At 60.6% G+C, this 17,475-nt stretch carries 15 protein-coding genes; 10 read left to right on the top strand and 5 right to left on the bottom strand.

All coding sequences use genetic code 11. From position 1 onward, the window contains the following. Positions 1–18: 18 nt before the first annotated feature. Complete coding sequence (locus WJU23_RS12830) at positions 19–1,104, bottom strand: OmpA family protein (RefSeq protein ID WP_346332976.1); 1,086 nt, start codon at positions 1,102–1,104, stop codon at positions 19–21. A 120-nt stretch (positions 1,105–1,224) separates the two neighbouring features. Between WJU23_RS12830 and WJU23_RS12825 the strand changes: the two genes are divergently transcribed. Next, positions 1,225–2,529: an SGNH/GDSL hydrolase family protein gene (locus WJU23_RS12825; protein WP_346332975.1), complete on the top strand. Its 1,305-nt coding sequence runs from the start codon at positions 1,225–1,227 to the stop codon at positions 2,527–2,529. Here WJU23_RS12825 and WJU23_RS12820 read toward each other — a convergent pair. Together WJU23_RS12820 and WJU23_RS12815 are read right to left on the bottom strand one after the other, a co-directional pair. After that, positions 2,519–3,076, bottom strand: a complete 558-nt coding sequence (locus WJU23_RS12820; protein WP_346332974.1) for a hypothetical protein — start codon at positions 3,074–3,076, stop codon at positions 2,519–2,521. The two genes, WJU23_RS12825 and WJU23_RS12820, sit on opposite strands and share 11 nt — an antisense overlap. Positions 3,077–3,172: 96 nt before the next feature. Beyond that, positions 3,173–5,830, bottom strand: coding sequence for a DEAD/DEAH box helicase (locus WJU23_RS12815; RefSeq protein ID WP_346332973.1), 2,658 nt, complete (start codon positions 5,828–5,830; stop codon positions 3,173–3,175). A gap of 168 nt (positions 5,831–5,998) precedes the next feature. On the opposite strand from WJU23_RS12815, the gene WJU23_RS12810 reads away from it, so the two are divergent. The 4 genes from WJU23_RS12810 to WJU23_RS12795 all read left to right on the top strand — a co-directional run bounded on the left by WJU23_RS12810 (position 5,999) and on the right by WJU23_RS12795 (position 9,290). Further along, a complete protein-coding gene (locus WJU23_RS12810) occupies positions 5,999–6,262 on the top strand; it encodes a hypothetical protein (protein WP_346332972.1) in 264 nt (87 codons plus the stop codon). 211 nt (positions 6,263–6,473) lie between these two features. After that, positions 6,474–7,721: an argininosuccinate synthase gene (locus WJU23_RS12805; protein ID WP_346333308.1), complete on the top strand. Its 1,248-nt coding sequence runs from the start codon at positions 6,474–6,476 to the stop codon at positions 7,719–7,721. Positions 7,722–7,795: 74 nt separating this feature from the next. After that, entirely contained in the window at positions 7,796–8,113 is a 318-nt protein-coding gene (locus tag WJU23_RS12800; RefSeq protein WP_346332971.1) for a hypothetical protein, read from the top strand. 715 nt (positions 8,114–8,828) lie between these two features. Continuing rightward, positions 8,829–9,290 (top strand): hypothetical protein, encoded by a 462-nt coding sequence (locus tag WJU23_RS12795; RefSeq protein WP_346332970.1) that lies wholly within the window; start codon positions 8,829–8,831, stop codon positions 9,288–9,290. Between the two features lie 87 nt (positions 9,291–9,377). Here the strand turns inward: WJU23_RS12795 and WJU23_RS12790 are convergent, their stop codons facing one another. Beyond that, positions 9,378–10,337, bottom strand: coding sequence for a hypothetical protein (locus WJU23_RS12790; RefSeq protein ID WP_346332969.1), 960 nt, complete (start codon positions 10,335–10,337; stop codon positions 9,378–9,380). 310 nt (positions 10,338–10,647) lie between these two features. On the opposite strand from WJU23_RS12790, the gene WJU23_RS12785 reads away from it, so the two are divergent. Then, complete coding sequence (locus WJU23_RS12785) at positions 10,648–11,001, top strand: DUF2200 domain-containing protein (RefSeq protein WP_346332968.1); 354 nt, start codon at positions 10,648–10,650, stop codon at positions 10,999–11,001. A gap of 4 nt (positions 11,002–11,005) precedes the next feature. On the opposite strand, the gene mutS is transcribed toward WJU23_RS12785, so the two are convergent. Next, complete coding sequence (gene mutS, locus WJU23_RS12780) at positions 11,006–13,510, bottom strand: DNA mismatch repair protein MutS (protein WP_346332967.1); 2,505 nt, start codon at positions 13,508–13,510, stop codon at positions 11,006–11,008. Positions 13,511–13,784: 274 nt separating this feature from the next. Between mutS and WJU23_RS12775 the strand changes: the two genes are divergently transcribed. From WJU23_RS12775 to accC, 4 genes are all read left to right on the top strand, one after another. Next, positions 13,785–13,937 carry a small basic protein gene (locus WJU23_RS12775; protein WP_346332966.1) on the top strand — a complete coding sequence of 51 codons (153 nt, stop codon included), beginning with the start codon at positions 13,785–13,787 and terminating at the stop codon, positions 13,935–13,937. A 28-nt stretch (positions 13,938–13,965) separates the two neighbouring features. After that, the gene (locus WJU23_RS12770; RefSeq protein ID WP_346332965.1) at positions 13,966–15,240 is read left to right on the top strand and encodes a pseudouridine synthase; all 1,275 of its coding nucleotides are present in this window, start codon (positions 13,966–13,968) and stop codon (positions 15,238–15,240) included. Positions 15,241–15,318: 78 nt separating this feature from the next. Continuing rightward, positions 15,319–15,843, top strand: a complete 525-nt coding sequence (gene accB, locus WJU23_RS12765) for an acetyl-CoA carboxylase biotin carboxyl carrier protein (RefSeq protein ID WP_346332964.1) — start codon at positions 15,319–15,321, stop codon at positions 15,841–15,843. 109 nt (positions 15,844–15,952) lie between these two features. Then, positions 15,953–17,314 (top strand): acetyl-CoA carboxylase biotin carboxylase subunit, encoded by a 1,362-nt coding sequence (gene accC / locus WJU23_RS12760; RefSeq protein WP_345736802.1) that lies wholly within the window; start codon positions 15,953–15,955, stop codon positions 17,312–17,314. The last annotated feature ends 161 nt before the right edge of the window (positions 17,315–17,475 follow it).

Below are 17,475 nucleotides of genomic sequence, written 5' to 3'. Positions count from 1 at the left end.
TTCGGGACGGAAGAAATTTTATTGCCGGGGCCGGACCTTGATTTCCACGCGGCGGTTCAGGCCCTGCTCCTCCACGGTACCGGAGGTGGCCACGAGAGGTTTGGTTTTGCCCATGCCCGCCGCCTGGATGCGGTCTGTGCCCAGGCGCAGGGAGGTTTGCAGCCATTCCACTACGGCATTGGCGCGGCGCAGGCTGAGCTGGAGGTTGTACTCGTCACCGCCAAAACTGTCGGTATGGCCTTCGATGATAAACAGGGAGTTCGGATTCTTCTGGATCAGGAAACCCAGCTTCATCAGGCTCAGCCGCGCTCCTTCGGCCAGCTGGTCGCTGCCGTATTCAAACAGCAGGTCGGTGGGCATCAGGATGGGAGCGGTGCTGCCGCCCATCGTGCCGCCGCCGCCCAGAAGGTCGTCCAGATTGCTAAAGCCCTTCACCCGGTCACCTGCCCCGTCGCCGATGCCCTGGGCTTTCACCTGATCCAGCAGCTTCATGTCCACCTGCCCGCCATCTGCCGGATCCAGTCCGCCGGAATCCAGCAGCATCTGTTTTTCAGAAACCGGTTTGGAAAGCACGTCCCGGCGCATGGCGGCCATTTCAGAAGCCAGGTCCGGAGTCGCAATGGCCTGAGGCGTCAACAGGGCCGCCATGTCAGGCATGGCACCGCCGGGTGTTTTGCCATCCCCAAGATCATCAGCCCGGAGGAAATTGGTCACTTCCTTGACGTTCGGCGTCAGGTCGATTTCCTGGTTCTCCGGGATCATCTGGGCCTGGTCAAAGCTGTCCAGATCCGCTTCAAAGGCCTTGATGTCCGGTTCATTGCCGGGGGCGATGATCTCCGGAATCTCCTGGATGGCCTGCTGCTCCTGAAGCAGTTTGGGGTCAATTTTGAACCGTTCGGTCACCTCGCTGCCCACCTTTATCGGCGGGGCGCTGTGCCCCAGAAAGCGGCTGATCTTGTCAAAACTCACGTAAAGCAGCCCATGCAGCAGAAAGGAGAGGATGAGTGCAAACATGATCCACCACTTCAGGCTCCAGTCCTCGCGGGAGCGGAAAGAGGAACTCGGAGCCGTGCTCCAGGTGGGGGTGTGGTGGACGTTGGCCATAAGGGCAGCAGACAGTAACACGCATTTCCCGTTCAGGAAAATTCAATCTCCGCATACCAAATCCCATCAAAAGGAAGGCCGGGAGTGAACTCTTTTTCGTATTCTACGTCAGAACTCATCGTGTCCCCCGCTTTTCGTCTGCTGCTCCCTCTCATCTTCGGGCTGTCCATCCTGCCCGCCAGGGCGGAGCAATGCGTCGTCCTGGGGGACAGCCTCACCAAGGAATATGAATTGGAATTTCCCATTTTGTTCCCGACCAACCCGGCCTCCTGGGACTCCCGTAACTGGATCGAAATTCTGCACGAGCGCCGCAACACCTGGTTCGACCTGGGGGAGATCAACGGTTACGTTGACCCGCGCCTGACTGGTCATGAGCACAACTGGGCCTTCCCTGGGGCCACAGCGGTGGAGATTAATGACCAGCTCAAAAGCTGGCAAAGCCTGATCTGGAGAACCGAGCTCAATGGCCAGATCAAAAATGCTGCTGAGCGCGCTGTGGTCTTCGCAGGGGGAAACGATGTGGACAGTTTTTACGGTCTGATTTACAACGGGGCCTCCCCCACCTCCTACATCAATGCCACCCGCGATGCCATCAAGGGCATCGTCAATTACGTGCTGGGGCAGAAGAGCTCCCTGCCCATGGTCCTCGTCTCCGTTCCGCATCTCGGCTGCGCCCCCGACATCCAGCGCCAGTATCCCACGGACCCGTTGAAAACCGCCCGTGTCACCGCTGCACTCGACAGTCTCAATACCCAGCTCGCTGCCTTTGCCCAGTCCAAAAACATCGCTTTTGTTCCCGGCGTTTACCAGCTTACCAAAGACATCATTGAAGGTCCCTTCCGCATCGGCGGCATTGATTTTTACAAAGAGGCGGACCCGGACTCCCGGCCCCGTTATGTCTTCTCAGGCGACGGCTTTCACCCCGCCACCAGCGCCCATGGCAAGATCGCCCAGATGGTCATCGAGGCTTTTCGCAACCGTTACCCCGCCAAGCAGATCACTCCGATGACTGATCGCGAGATCGTGGCCAGCATCCTTGGTCTGGACCCGGACATCCCGTTTAATGAATGGATCGCCACCCAGGCGCTGCCTCCAGGGCAGTCAGGCATGAATGATGACCCCGATGGTGACGGGCTGGTAAATGCGGCGGAGTTCGTCCTGGACGCAGCCTCCGCCTCAGTGGCCACCCCAGATGTTTTGCTTCCGCAAGCGGATGCAGACGCCACACCACCAGCCCTGACCTGGACCGGCCGCTTCCGGCCCCAGGCGGCTGAATGGTCATCTGCCAAGATGCAGCATTCGGTGGATCTGCTGAACTGGACCGATGCAGACCCCAGCGTCACCACCCAGAATCCCGACGGCTCCCAGACCCTTCGGTTTCCTCTGCAAGGCCGCCGGTTTCTCCGGCTGAGGGTCATCCCTTAGTGCTAGTGCGCGCCTCACGGCGCAGCGCGGCGGCTTTGGCCCGCAGTTCAGCCACTTTTTTGGCCAGCTCAGCCGTCTCCGGCTGCCGGGCGTAGGCCGCGTCTTTTTTTGCCATGTAGCTGGCCCCCAGGTTAGCCGCCTCATCCATCATCGCCTGGATTTCCGGCACGGTGCGGCCCTGCGTCTTGACGTCCTGTTCCGCCTGTGCGTAGGCATCCTTTGCTGCCTGGTGGGCGGCGGGGTCCCCTTTGCCAATGGTGTGTGTCAATTGAGTAAAGGCCTGGTCCCTCTTCGCCCTCATATCGGCCAGTGCCGGATGGGTCTTCAAGGCCTCATAGATTTTTCGGTCCGTTTCTTTGGCCTGCTCCGTCAGCACCTTCAGTTCAGGAACTCGATCCTCAATATCCGGGACCAGCTTGCGCATTTCCGCCTCCAGTTTGTAGGATTCCCGGCTCAGGAGCCGCGCCTCCTCCGCCGGTCCGGCGGTGATTTGGGAAACACTCAGGGCGAGGAAGGCGCATAGAAACAGATGGTGGATATGAGGCATAGGATTTTGGCAGGTACCAGACAAATACCCCTTCGGCCCTCATTGGGTTTCCATTCTTTTTTGGAGATCGGCGGCTGGCCCGTCCTGGAAGAGTGATCATCCCACCAGCGCCGCATTCACATCCAGCGAGACCAGGTGCAGCAGCTCGTCCGTGCTCATGTGCGTGAGCATGGATTCCGCGCTCCCGTCTTGCGAAAGCAGCGCATCTGAAAGCGCCATTTTCTTTTCCAGCAGCGCATCAATGCGCTGCTCGATCGTGCCCTGGCAGATGAATTTGTGCACCAGTACATTCTTCTTCTGACCAATGCGGAAGGCGCGGTCCGTGGCCTGGTTCTCGATGGCCGGATTCCACCAGCGGTCAAAGTGGATGACATGCGTGGCCGCCGTCAGCGTCAGCCCCGTGCCGCCGGCCTTGACACTGATGACCATAAACGGCGGCCCGTCTGGTTGCTGAAATGTGTCCACCAAATCAGGCCGCTTTTTCACTGGCGTGCCGCCATGCAAGACCAACCCATCGCGGCCAAACACCCGCGCCAGGAAGCGCGCCAGCGGATCGCACGTCTCCTGGAACTGTGTAAACACCAGCACGCGCTCGCGACGCTCCGTAATGTGGCCGCATATCTCCGCCAGCCTCGCAAACTTGCCGCTGTCTTCCGCGCCCCACACGCCGTCGCCATTCCAGTGGCTGGGGTGATTGCACACCTGCTTGAACTGGATCAGGAAGCTCAGCACCAGCCCCTGCCGCCGCACCGGGTCCATGGTGGCATCGTTCATCAGCTTCGCCATCTGGTCCACCAGCTTGGCATAGATCGTGGTCTGCCTTCTGGTTAGGCCGCACCAGGCTTTGGTCTCGATCTTTTCCGGCAGGTCGTTGATGATGCTGCGGTCCGTCTTCATGCGCCGCAGGATGTAAGGCTGCACCAGCCTGCGCAACGGCGCATAGCCCTCGCGGCTCGTCGCGCATTGTTTCACCACCTGGGCAAAGACGGAGGCCGGACCCAGCAGCCCAGGATTCAGGAAATCAAACAGGCTCCACAGATCCCCTGGACGGTTCTCCACCGGCGTCCCCGTCAGCGCGATCCGTGCCGGAGCCTGCAATCTCTTCACCGCCTGCGTGCTGCCACTGGCCGGGTTTTTGATCGCCTGCGCCTCATCCAGGATCACCAAGCTCCACGGCTCGGTCTGCCAGCTCTCCGTGCGTTGTAAAAAAGTGTACGTCGTCAGCATCACATCGCAGCCGCGCAGCATCGCCGCCGGTGCCCGCGCCAGGCGGTCCAGATCCTTTCTTTCCATCATGGAAGGATGCGCAATCACCACCCGCAGATCCGGCGCAAACCGGGCCATCTCCGCCTTCCAGTTCCCCACCAGCGACGCAGGCACCACCAGCAACGCCGGTTCTTTAAACTGCCCCTGGCGCAACAGCAGCAGCGCAATGACCTGCAAGGTTTTCCCCAGCCCCATGTCATCCGCCAGACACGCGCCTAACCCCAAACGTGTCATGAAATGCAACCAGGCCATCCCCTTTTGCTGATAGGGTCGCAGCGTCGCCTGCAGATTCTCCGGCGGCTCCGCCTGGGCAGGATCCAGCATCCTTTCCAGCACCTCCGCCAGCCCCTTGCCCGCCACAATGTCCGACCAGTCGTGCAGCGTTTCCGCCGACACATTTTCCTCCACCCCCGCCATGGGTACATACCTGGCCAGCAACCTCATGCCGTCTAAAAAGCCGATCAGCCCCTCCCCCACCGCGTTTTGCACCCGGCTCCAGTGATCCAGCACCTGTTGCAGCTTCGCCCCCTGCACCTCCACCCATTGCCCCCGCAGGGAAACCAGCCCCGTCTCCGCGCTCAGCAGCCGCTCCCACTCCTCCGCCGTCAGCGGGCTGCCTTGCAGAGTCGCCTCCGCTTTAAAAGACAGCAGCGCGCCCGCATGCAGCTTCCCCTCCGGCGGCGCATCAATCGTCACCTGCACCGTCGGCCGTGTCCCCTTGCCCTCACGCCACCAGTTGGGCAGCTTCACCACGATCCCGCATTCCTGGAAAATCTGGCTGTCGCGAAGCCACCGGTACGCCTCCTGCGGATCCAGCGCCAGCGGCTGGAACAGACGCCGCGTCTCCAGCCATTCCCGCAGCAGCGCACTCTGCGCCGCCGCCGCCCTCACCGGCTCCAGCAGCGCCTGCATCGCCGCCGGGTCCTTCTGCCCGGAGTACATCTGCAGCGCCCGCGCCAGCGGCAAATGCTGCACCTGCCCACCCGCCCCCAGCTTCTCCGTAAAGGTCGCCAAAAAGGCGAAGGGCCGCTGCGCATCCGTCTTGTTTTCCGCCAGGTGAAACGTCACCCGCCCCACCAGATGCCACGCCGGGTTCGCCTCCCTCAGCCAGCCCTCCAGCCCGCCCGGATGCACCGCCATCCTCTGCGCCGCATGCTCCGCCATCGCCTCCCACCACCGCGCCAGCAGGGCAGGGGACAAATGCTCCGCCCCCGGAAAAGGCGGTGCCGTTTGGATAAACGCCCCCCTCTCCTCCTCCCCCGGCACCTCCGTCAGCCGCAGATCCTTCCGCTGACAAAGCCGTGTCAAAAACTGCCGAGCCCACCCCCGCAGCCAGCGCCACGGCACTTCCACCTCCGCCACCAGCAGCTCCGTCCCCAGGCCGATGAAGAGCGCCCCCGCCCCCTCCCGCGTCAGCACCCTCAGCCGCCTCTCCTCCGCAGTCGCGCCCTCCCCCTCCGTCAGGAGAAGGCCATCTGGCGTGAGCACCGGTTGCAACATGCCGCCTAGTGCCCGAAAAACCACAGCCCGGCAAGCAAGCACGTACCTCGATTTTCCAAAATCAAGATTCTCTGCTGTTCCGTTGCCTGACATGTCCGTGTGGCAGATTCAAAGTTGTTTTCTGCCCTGGTCCCGTTCTATGTTAGAATCATCCCCATGACCGCATCGCAAACCCCTCCGATACGCGTCGGCTGGTATGCAAAAAAAGGCAGCAGCCTGGATGACATGCGCACCGAAAACATCCGCTTCTGGCAGAAGCAGGGCGGCGCTGTCATCAGGCAAGCCGCATGGGACCTGGTCGAGGAAGCTTGGAAGCAGCAAAACCGCAATCCCGATGAACTCCGATTTCAGCGCTGCCCCGTTCAGCCGCAGAGCGGCGACCGGCCATTAGCCCGGCCTTTCAAGGCCGGGAACGAGTAACGTCTTCTGATTCCAAACCAAGAGTCGCAGAGCGACGACCGAACCGCCCCTCGCCCTTCATTCCCGCCTCACGGGATCATTCGCCATTCGACTGCGCACTGAGAACTGCGGACTGCGGACTGCGCACTGAGAACTCTTCCCCCCTCCCCCCACCTCTCCATTCGACAACGCCGCCGTCCCGCTTATCCTCTCCGCTCCTTTCCCCGAACCCATCATGAAAAAGAAAATCGTCCTCGCCTATTCCGGCGGCCTCGACACCTCCGTCCTGCTCTCCTGGATCAAAGAAACCTATGACGCCGAGGTGATCGCCTTCTGTGCCAACATCGGCCAGGACGATGAGCTCAAAGGCCTCAACGCCAAAGCCAAAAAAACCGGCGCGCTGAAGATCTACGTGGACGACCTCCAGGAAGAGTTCGCCAAGGACTTCATCTTCCCCATGATGCAGGCCGGGGCCATCTATGAAGGCCAGTACTTCCTCGGCACCAGCATCGCCCGCCCCCTCATCGCCAAGCGCATGGTGGAGATCGCCAAGCTCGAAGGCGCCACCGCCATCGGCCACGGCGCCACCGGCAAAGGCAACGACCAGGTCCGCTTCGAGCTCACCACCGCCGCCCTCGCCCCGGACCTCGAAATCATCGCCCCCTGGCGCGACGAGCGTTTCCGCACCCAGTTCCCCGGCCGGGCCGAAATGATCGCCTACTGCGAAGAGAAAAAGATCCCCATCCAGGCCAGCGCGAAAAAGCCCTTCTCCATGGACCGCAACCTCCTGCACATCAGCTACGAGGCCGGCATCCTGGAAGACCCCTGGTTCAATGCCGGCGACGTCAAATACCGCGACTACTTCACCACCCTCTCCGTCTTTCCTGAGGACGCCCCGGACAAGTCCGAATACGTCGTGCTCGACTTCGACAAAGGCAACTGCGTCGCCGTGAATAGCAAGCCCATGAACCCTCTCCAGGTCATGAAGGCCCTGAACAAACTCGGCGGCAAGCACGGCGTCGGCCGCGTGGACATGGTGGAAAACCGCTTCGTCGGCATGAAGAGCCGCGGCGTCTATGAGACCCCCGGCGGAGCCATCCTCCACTTCGCCCATCGCCAGATCGAGTCCCTCACCATGGACCGCGAAGTCATGCACCTCCGCGACAGCCTCATCCCCGAGTACGCCAAATTGGTTTATAATGGCTTCTGGTACGCCCCCGAGCGCCTCGCCCTCCAGGCCCTCGTCACCGAGAGCCAAAAGAACGTCTCCGGCACCGTCCGCGTGAAGCTGTATAAAGGCGGCATCCACGCCGCCGGCCGCCAGAGCCAGTTCAGCATGTACAACCCCCACATCGCCACCATGGAAGCCGACCCCACCAAAGCCTACAACCAGGACGACGCCACCGGCTTCATCCGGCTGAATGGCCTGCGCCTGCGCGTGAATTCGCAGGTGAATGGGGCTGGGAATATCGGCGGCTGATCGAATCAAAAATTTATTAACTTCACACATGCCCGGACGCCGCAAGGTTTCCGGGCTTTGTTTGAACCCACACTATGAGTTACGACCTCCTTGTCAGCATCAGTCCCCTGGCGAAGCATTGCCCGGCGATTGTTGGCGCCATTGAATTCGATGACCTTACGCCATTGAAGGGTATTTCCGAGCGACATCGCTGCTGGTTATTTGACCGGCTTCTCAATTATTACGAAGATCAGTCCTTTACTATAGCCGAGTTGCATAAAGCTGTGGATATTATCGACAGTGCAATCTTGGCAGAGCACGGCGAACCTGAACGGCGTATACTCTACAAAATTTCTGCCATTTTCTCGATGGCTATTCGCAAGAACCTCCCCGTTCATGGTGTAGCCGATTGAACATGTCCCGGCCGGATAAGAGCCAGCCTAACTGTTAAATCAAATCCGCCTAACCAATTAATCATCAATAGCCTGTTCGCCTCAGTCAATTCTCCCCTTAATGTCCCAACATTGGAAAAAGTGTTTAAACACTACGAAGCATCGCGATTTCATGACTGATACACATAATTTAGATGCAAACTCACAATTTTGGAGGCCCCCAATCGCCTCATCCCAAGCCCAACGGGCTTCCGTAATTTAGCCCAGGGTTCGCAGAACCCCGGGTCACTCAACCCACGCATCATAGGCCGTCGAACCCTGAAAGGGTTCCGTCCCTCTCACCGGCTGAAGCCCGCTCAACCTAAATTGCGCAGTGGCTTGAACCAGATCGAATCATCGCACATTGATTATAATAAGATGCCAAATAAGATGCCAGGCTCATAGTTGAATCACTCCACCTAACCGATTGATCCTCAAGAGCCTTCTCGCCTCCGGCAGAAGCCTGCACGGCGCGCGATCTGCCACGATTCTAGTCCCTGGCACACAGCTCCCCTCTTCATAACCCCCGGATGCCAGAGGCATCCCAGCCGGTAGCCAGGCGGTCAGGGAGCCTCAGCGACCGCACCCCTGGTTAGGCGAGAGCGTAAAACTCAATCAACGCGGCATCCTGGGAGGATGCCAGCGGCGCCTCCTCCAGCTTGCTCGCAGCGCAATCTATGCGTCAATTCCAGTCATCATGACAGACTACGCCACCATCAGCACAGAGACTTGGAAAGTTCGCCTGCCGAGCGATTGGTCAGAGCGGGAGTGTTCTGCAAAGCAGAACATTTACTTCGAGTCCGCAGACGGGGCAATGGGCGCGTATTTTTCGACTTGGTGCTTTAATGACGACCCTCGTCCAATGCGTGAGATATTAGAGTCGTTCCATCGCCTGGAGGTGCAGGCGCTTCATGAGATGGAAGACAGTGCTTGGCAATCAACCGGTGAGTGGAGTTCTGAGAGTACTGAGCTGAGCGTGCTCGGAGGTGACTTTCTTGACCGTCAGAAGTGCTATCGCATTGTGTGCCATCTCATCGCCAGTATGCCATGGGTAGTGCGCTCGGCGTTCCACCACTATGACTGCACAAATTATCAAAGATCGAAGCGATTCTTCCAGCCGATCATTGAGTCATTACAGATTCACACTGAAGAAACCTAAGCGTCAGTTGGCATCTGGCCCTGCTGTTCTATGCCGACTAAACACCGGCACTTCACCATAGGCTTCGCGTGCATCAATCAAGACCCCTCAACGCAGCTTCTGAAACTCGTTCCAGCCTTCCCAGGCGATGCGCTGGAGGTCGGCGCGGTCTTTGGCGGAGAAGGTGCGGGTGAGGGGGAGGCCGTCGCGGTCTTTGGTTTTGTCGGCCGGTTTGCCTTCGAAGGTGCGGATGTCGGTGATGGAATCCACGGGGAGGCCGACGGGGCTTTTTTCAAAAATGGTGGCGTACAGGGTGCAGGCGGTGAGGTAGGCGAGGTTCTGATTGAGATGCGCGTCATTGATGAAGCGGTGGGTGATGTCCGGGCGCTGCTCCTGGCAGCGCTGGGTGACGAGGGCCATGGGGGCCACGGAGGCACCGATGCTGTTGGCCAGCGTGGCGATGGCGCGGGTCTTGGCCAGAACCGGGGCCGGATCCGGAGCGGCGGCCAGGGGTTTTTCATTCTGCGTGGTGGGGGTGGTCTCGTAGAGGACCACCCGTGCTCCCTGCGCCTTTGCGAGCGAGGCAAACTTGGGCGCATACTGGGCATAAAGCGTGGGATCGCCGCTGAGGTCGTCGCGGTAGGACTGGAGGACGATGATGTCCCAGGGCTGGCGGTTGGACTCCAGGACCGGCAGTAGCGCGCGGTGCCGGGCCAGGGCGCTGGCGGCATACTTGTCCTTGGGATCTGCGGCCACGGCCTTCTCCAGCGCAGCTAGGGTGGCCTTTTCCTCAGCCTCCGTGACGGTGGACTGGCTGACGATGTTTTGCGTGCCCAGCCGCCAGTGATCCTTCAGCGTGCGACCGCCGTAGATGACATCCGTCCGGTTAAACGTCAGCCCCGGATTCCCCGCCTCCGCCATGGCCTTGACGACGGTCGAGAGGTTATGCCGGGCGGTGTAGCTGTTGCCGATGAAGAGGACATTCAGCGTTTTCTTTTCCTCCTGCGCGGTGGAAACGACAGGAAGCGCGAGAGCGGCAAAAGCGAGCCAGTGGGAGATGCGTGTCATGGGAGGTAAGAGGTGTATGCGGCAACGGACGGATGAGGCAGGGTCTGTCAGCGGATTTCGCGCAGGCGGGTTCAAGGCTTACAAATCAAAATCCAAGCTTTGAAAACCACTAATGGTCACTAATCCCGCCTTGCGGGACTAATGATCCAAACAGTTTCTGATGATTAGTGTCTATTAGTGGATATGAGTGGTTTAAGAAAATGCCTGTTCAGGAAGGTGGCGCTGGACGACTTCATCAACCAGGCCCCCATGGACATCAGCGCTTCAAAGACCCGCCTGTTGGATGACGTTGTTTGCAGTGCCTAATATTATGCCCACCAAACACCGCATCTTCACCACCCCCTTCGCGGACGTCTATCCCCACTATGTCGCCAAGGCCGAAAAGAAAGGCCGCACGAAGGCCGAGGTGGATGCCATCCTTTGCTGGCTGACCGGCTACACCCAGCAGCAACTGGAAGCCCAGTTGGAAAAGCAGACCGACTTTGAAACCTTCTTCCAGGAAGCCCCCAAAATGAATCCTTCACGCACCTTGATCAAGGGCACCGTTTGTGGTGTGCGTGTGGAAGAAGTCCAGGAGCCGACCATGCGGGAGATCCGCTACCTGGACAAACTGGTGGATGAGCTGGCCAAAGGGAAGGCGATGGAGAAGATCTTGCGGGCCTGACTGATCACCCAAAGAGCACCATCTGCCCCTCATCCTCCCGGGCGGCCCGCGTCGCCTTTTTCACCTTGGCGGGCACACTGGTCGGCACGGGGACGTCGGTCACGCTTTCGGCCGGTTGATGGCCGGCTTCCAGTTGGGCCAGCACCTCCTTGGCGCGGGCGATGACATTTTCCGGCAGGCCGGCCAGCCGGGCGACCTGGATGCCGTAGCTCTTCTCTGCGCAGCCGGGCAGGATCTTGCGCAGGAAGATGATCTGCTGGTTCCATTCCTTCACCGCCACGTTGTAATTTTTCACGGCGCTGCGGCTCTGCGCCAGGGCGGTGATCTCATGGTAATGGGTGGCGAACAGCGCCCGCGCCCCGATGTGGTCATGCAGATGCTCCGCCACGCTCCAGGCGATGCTCAGGCCGTCGAAGGTGCTCGTGCCGCGGCCGATCTCATCCAGGATCACCAGGCTGCGCTCGGTGGCGTTGTTTAAAATGAGCGCCGTTTCGTTCATCTCCACCATGAAGGTGGACTGACCGCGTGCCAGGTCATCACTGGCGCCGATGCGGGTGAAGATGCGGTCCACCAGGCCGATCTCCGCGCTGGATACCGGCAGGTAGCTGCCGATTTGCGCCATCAACGTCAGCAGCGCCGTCTGGCGCAGGTACGTGCTTTTGCCCGCCATGTTCGGCCCGGTAATCAAAATGAGCCGGCTTTCCTCTGGCTCCAGCGTCACGTCATTCGGCACAAAACGCTCACCGCTGGTCAGGTTCTGGTCCAGCACCGGATGCCGCCCGTCGCGGATGAACAGGTGGCGCGTGTCATTCAGCACCGGGCGGGTGTAGTTAAACAGCCGCGCCGTCTCCGCCAGGGAGCACAGCGCATCCAGCACCGCCAGCACGCCCGCGGTTTCCTGGATCTCCGCCAGATGCGTCAGCACCTTGCCGCGTAGCGCCACAAATTCCTCATACTCCAGCGCCTTGCTGCGCTCCTCGGAGCCGAGGATCTTGTCCTCCATGCGCTTCAGTTCATCCGTGATGTAGCGCTCGCCATTTACCGTCGTCTGTTTGCGATGATAGTCCGCCGGCACCGCCCCCACGTTCGCCTTGGTGATCTCGATAAAATAACCAAACACGGCGTTATACTTGATCTTCAGGCTCTTGATCCCCGTGCGCTCGATCTCGCGATTTTGCAGATCCGCGATCCACTGGCGGCCTAACGTCGAAGCATCGCGCAGCTCATCCAGCTCTGCCAGATAGCCCGGCCGGAAAACGCCGCCTTCTTTGATCTGCATCGGCGGTTCATCCACAATCGCCGCCTGGATCTCCGCCGCCAGCGCCGACAGGTCATGCAGATGCGCCAGCAGCCGCTCAAACCCCGTATTCCGCGCCTCCTCCATCGCCATTTTCAAAGACGGCACCACTTCCAGAGAGGTGGCCATGGCCAAAAGATCACGTCCATTCCCGCTGCCCTGGCTCAGGCGGCTGCTCGTCCGCTCCAGATCCCGCACCTCTTTTAAAAGCGTGCGCAACTGGCCTAACAAAAGCGGCTCCGCCAGCAGCGCGGCGATCATGTCCTGCCGGTCCGTGAGCTGGTCCAGATCCCGCAGCGGATGCAGCACCCAGTGCCGCAGCTTTCGCCCGCCCATCGGCGTGCAGGTCCGGTCCAGCGCGCTCAGCAGCGTGTGCTGCGCCCCGCCGCGCGCCGTCACCAGTTCCAGATGCACCTGGCTTGCCGCATCAATGAGCACAAAATCACTCGTCTGCGCCACTTGCAGCCGCTGGATGTGGTCCACATTCCGCCGGAGCTGAAATTGCAGATACTGCAGGATGCACCCCGCCGCGCACAGCGCCGCCGTCAGCCCCTGGCAACCGAAACCGTCCAGCGACTTCACTTTAAAATGCTGCGTCAGTGCATGGTCCGCCTGGTCCGCCAGGAACAGATACCCCTCCACCCCCAGTGCATACGCCGGGCTGTTCAGCGCCTCCACCAGGTCGCGCTGCTCATCGCTATACAGCAGCTCGCTCGCCTGGATGCGCTCCAGCTCGTCCACCAGGTCCACGGCTTCCTTGAATTCCGCCACCTCAAATTCCCCCGTCGTCAGGTCCACATAGGCCAGGCCCAGCTTTTTTCCTGCGCGGAAAACGGCCGCCAGGTAATTGGCCCGGTTGGATTCCAAAAGGTTCAGGTCATTCACCGTCCCCGCGCTCAGGATCTGCGAAACCGCCCGCTCAACGATCTTCCCTGGAGTCGGCTCCGAGGTCTGCTCCGCGATCGCCACCCGCTTGCCCGCCTTGATCAGTTTTGCAATGTAGCCCGTGGACGCATGATGCGGCACCCCACACATCGGCACCCCGTTGCGTTTCGTCAGGGACACATTCAGCAGCGGTGCCGCCGTCTTGGCATCCTCAAAGAACAGCTCATAAAAGTCCCCCAGCCGGAAGAACAGCAGCACGTCCTCCGGCAGCTCCCGCCGGATGGCGAGGTACTGCTTCATCATGGGAGTGGCGCTGGCGTCGGACATGGTTCAATCAGGCGGCCAAGGCTTGGCTGTCAACACCCCACTGGTCAAGACTGGATGCCGCCCAATGCCGAAAAGCCTGCCTCCACCGCCAAATAATCTTCTCTTCATTTCCGGCGCAGCCTTCCCCAAAACCCAAGAAAAAATCTTTTTACCCCCAAATCTTTTTACCCACCCCGGCATTCGTTTCCCTCCATTCAACAAACCTCTTGCGCACTTCCCATCCTCGCCTATCCTCAAAACCCTTTTTCGTAACCCCGAACCTTCTTTTCTTACCATGTCTCAGCATCGCAGCCTCAAAACCGCCGGTTCCGTTGGCACCAAGCGCAGCGTCCTTAAGCGCGGCGAGCGCATCAAGCTCATGAAGGCCCGCGGTCAGTGGAAGGAAGGTCGCCTGCCGACCAACCTGCCCAAGACCAAATCCGAATAGTCTGCGCGGGTAACTCCCGCCTCCCACCGTGCGCCTTAACCGTTATCTCAGCCTGTGCGGCCTCGGCTCCCGCCGTGGTTGCGAAGTACTCATTCAAGAAGGTCGCGTTTCCATCAATGGGCATGTGATCAAGGACCTGGCCACCCAGGTCACCGATGAGGATCGTGTGGTGGCCGACGGCAAGCCCGTCAAAGCCGAAGGCGGGGTGGTCATCGCCCTGAACAAGCCGCGCGGTTACATCTGCAGCCGCAGTGACGAGAAAGATCGCATGACGATCTATTCCCTCCTGCCCAAGCAGTTCCAGACCCTCCATCACGTTGGCCGTCTGGACAAAGACAGCGAAGGCCTTCTCCTCATGACCAACCGGGGGGAGCTGTCCCACCGCCTCATCCACCCCAGCATGGGTGCAGAAAAGGAATACGAGGTCATCGTGGACAAGCCCATGGACCAGGCCACCATGGCCCGCCTCGTCAAAGGCATGCTCACTGAAGAAGGCCACGCCAAGTGCGAGCGCGCCTGGATGATCACCGAATACCGCGCCCACGTCGTCCTCAAGCAGGGCCTCAAGCGCCAGATCCGCCTCATGTTTTACCAGCTCGGCTTTGAGGTGGAGCGCCTCACCCGCACCCGCATCGGCTGGCTGGAGCTCAAAGGCCTGCAAAAAGGCGGCTGGAAACAGCTCACCGAAGTGGAAGTGGAACGCTTCTTCTCCAAAGACGGCGCCACCGGACGCCCGGCCAAAGCGCCCAAGGCCGCCAAAGTTCCCTCCGCTGACGACGCTGGCGATGAAGACGCCCGGCCCAAGCGCCGCACCGGCCCCGCCTCCCGCACCCCTCGTGGCCGCAGCGCCTCTTCTTCCGAAGACCGCCCGCGCACTCCGCGTGGCCGCTCTGCCTCGTCCGGCGCAGGCCGTTCCCGGTCACGCCCGGAGACATCAGACCGTGAGGAACGTCCACGTGCCCCGCGGAAGCGCCCCGGTTTTGGAGACGAAGAACGCCGCACGCCCCGCGCACGCCCGACTTTTGGTGACGTCGAACGTCCCCTAGGTCCTCGCTCACGCCCTGCTTTTGGCAATGATGACCGCCCACGCGGCCCTCGTTCCCGTTCCTCTGGCGATGACGAAGCCCCGCGCTCACGCGGAGGCAAATCCCGCGATGACGGTGACCGCAAGCCCCGCTCCAGCGGCGGTGCCGGCCGCAGCTCAGGCAAATCCCGCACTCCCCGTGGCGATTCCCCCAGCCGTCCGCCGAGAGCCTCCGTCAAGCGGTCTTCGGACAAAAAAGGTCCACGGCGCCGTCAATAAAGCGCCCGTTTCTTTATCCTTGCCACGGCAGGCAGAGCCGCTAATCTCGAAACCGCTAACTGCACCCATATCCCGGAAATGGACGAAACAAAATCTAACGACAAGGAGGCTACCGCTTTGGACCTGAAGCAGATCAAACAGATCGTCGCCCTCATGGCTGAAAATGACCTCAGCTACTTTCACTTTGAAAATCAAGGCTCCAAGGTCGAGCTGCGCCGCGGGTCCGACTTCCAGGCCGCCAAAGAGCTCCTGAAGCATCTGCCCGTGGCCTCCGCCGCCGCTCCTGTAGCAATGGCCGCCGCCCCGGCCGCCGTGGGCGCTGCCCCCGCTCCAGCAGCCGCCGCCCCGGCCGCCGCCGAGCCTGCCGGTCCCACCATCAACAGCCCCATGGTCGGCACCTTCTACCGCTCCGCCGCCCCTGGCGAAAAAGCATTCGTCAACATCGGGGATTCCGTGGACGAGAATTCCAATGTCTGCATTATCGAGGCGATGAAGGTGATGAACGAAATCAAGGCCGAGCTTCGTGGCACCATCGCCCGCGTTCTGGTCGAAGATGGCAAGCCCGTTCAGTACGGCCAGCCCCTCTTTGAGCTCAAGGCCTGAGCCCCTTCGCCCGTGCATCCTTGACTGTTTGACCTCTTGACGGTCGGTCACTTCAGCAGGTCAACCGTTACAACCGTCAAGATCCGCCAAACTCCCTCTCCCGTCCCACATGTTCCGCAAAGTCCTCGTCGCCAACCGTGGTGAGATCGCCGTCCGCATCATCCGCGCCTGCAAAGAGCTTGATGTCAAAACCGTCGCCGTTTATTCCGAGGCCGACGTGGATTCCATGCACGTCCACCTCGCGGATGAGGCCATCTGCATCGGCCCCGGCCCCAGCAGCGAGAGCTACCTGAAGATCAGCCGCATCATCAGCGCCGCCGAGATCGCCAACGTGGATGCCATCCACCCCGGTTACGGGTTCCTTTCGGAAAAGGCCGAATTCGCCGACGTCTGCGAGCAGTGCAAAATCAAGTTCATCGGCCCCAGCTCCCGCGTCATCTCCATGATGGGGGACAAGAACGTCGCCCGCGCCACCGCCCGCAAGGCCGGCGTCCCTGTCACCCCAGGCTCCGACGGCCTCATCCATAACGAGGAAGAAGCCCTCATGTGGGCCCGCAAAATTGGTTATCCTGTCATCATCAAGGCTAGTGCCGGCGGCGGTGGCCGTGGCATGCGCCCCGTCCTGAACGAGGCCACCCTCATCTCCAGCTTCCAGGCCGCCTCCATGGAGGCCCTCAAGTGCTTCGGCGACGGCTCCATGTACATGGAAAAGCTCGTCGAAAAGCCCCACCACATCGAGTTCCAGATCGTCGCCGACAGCCAGGGCAACGTCGTCCACCTCGGCGAGCGCGACTGCTCCATGCAGCGGCGTAACCAAAAGATCATCGAGGAGTGCCCCAGCCCCAAGATGACCGACGCCCTCCGCAAAAAGATGGGCGATGCCACCGTCCGCATCTGCAAAGAGATCGGCTACGAAAACTGCGGCACCATCGAATTCCTCGTGGATAACAACCGTGAAGATTTCTACTTCATGGAGATGAACACCCGCATCCAGGTGGAGCATCCCATCACCGAGGAAGTCTATGGCTGCGACCTCATCAAGGAGCAGATCCGCATCGCCGCCGGCCTCCCCCTCAGCGAGCACGTCGTCAACGCCGTCCCCCGTGGCCACTCCATCGAGTGCCGCATCAATGCCGAAGACCCCTTCCGCAACTTCGCCCCCAGCCCTGGCAAGATCAATCTCTGGTACACCTCCGGTGGCCGCGGCGTCCGCGTGGACAGCCACGTCTATTCCGGCTACGAAGTGCCCCCGTATTATGATTCGATGATCGCCAAGCTCATCGTCACCGGCGCCACCCGCGAGATCGCCATCCGCCGCATGCGCCGCGCCCTCGGCGAGTTCGTCGTCGAAGGCATCAAGACCACCATCCCCCTCCAAAGCAAAGTCCTCACCACCAGCGACTTCCAAAACGGCCAATACGACATCACCTGGGTCGAAAACTTCCTCCGCCAGGAAGGCCTGAAGGGGTAATGTGACCGCACGGCTTTCCTGGGATCGAATGCCTTGCTCGCTCGTGTATCCCGGAGATGTCTTTTGAGGTGCAACGCAATTCTGGACCGGTGTCGCTTAGTTAGTTGAGGTTGCTGTGCTGATTTTCAAACTGGTTGGGGGTGAGGTAGCCGAGGGCGGAG

Source organism: Prosthecobacter sp. SYSU 5D2, assembly GCF_039655865.1.
In the GTDB taxonomy this organism is placed as follows: Bacteria; Verrucomicrobiota; Verrucomicrobiia; order Verrucomicrobiales; family Verrucomicrobiaceae; genus Prosthecobacter.
The sequence above is the reverse complement of the archived record's forward strand: the minus strand, read 5'-3'. Positions and strand labels throughout refer to the sequence as shown.

Coding starts and splice junctions, on each gene's coding strand:
- WJU23_RS12785 (WP_346332968.1), top strand. CDS start 10,648: ATGCCCACCAAACACCGCATCTTCACCACCCCCTTCGCGGACGTCTAT.
- WJU23_RS12795 (WP_346332970.1), top strand. CDS start 8,829: ATGACAGACTACGCCACCATCAGCACAGAGACTTGGAAAGTTCGCCTG.
- WJU23_RS12790 (WP_346332969.1), bottom strand. CDS start 10,337: ATGACACGCATCTCCCACTGGCTCGCTTTTGCCGCTCTCGCGCTTCCT.
- WJU23_RS12820 (WP_346332974.1), bottom strand. CDS start 3,076: ATGCCTCATATCCACCATCTGTTTCTATGCGCCTTCCTCGCCCTGAGT.
- WJU23_RS12830 (WP_346332976.1), bottom strand. CDS start 1,104: ATGGCCAACGTCCACCACACCCCCACCTGGAGCACGGCTCCGAGTTCC.
- accC (WP_345736802.1), top strand. CDS start 15,953: ATGTTCCGCAAAGTCCTCGTCGCCAACCGTGGTGAGATCGCCGTCCGC.
- WJU23_RS12775 (WP_346332966.1), top strand. CDS start 13,785: ATGTCTCAGCATCGCAGCCTCAAAACCGCCGGTTCCGTTGGCACCAAG.
- WJU23_RS12810 (WP_346332972.1), top strand. CDS start 5,999: ATGACCGCATCGCAAACCCCTCCGATACGCGTCGGCTGGTATGCAAAA.
- mutS (WP_346332967.1), bottom strand. CDS start 13,510: ATGTCCGACGCCAGCGCCACTCCCATGATGAAGCAGTACCTCGCCATC.
- WJU23_RS12800 (WP_346332971.1), top strand. CDS start 7,796: ATGAGTTACGACCTCCTTGTCAGCATCAGTCCCCTGGCGAAGCATTGC.
- accB (WP_346332964.1), top strand. CDS start 15,319: ATGGACGAAACAAAATCTAACGACAAGGAGGCTACCGCTTTGGACCTG.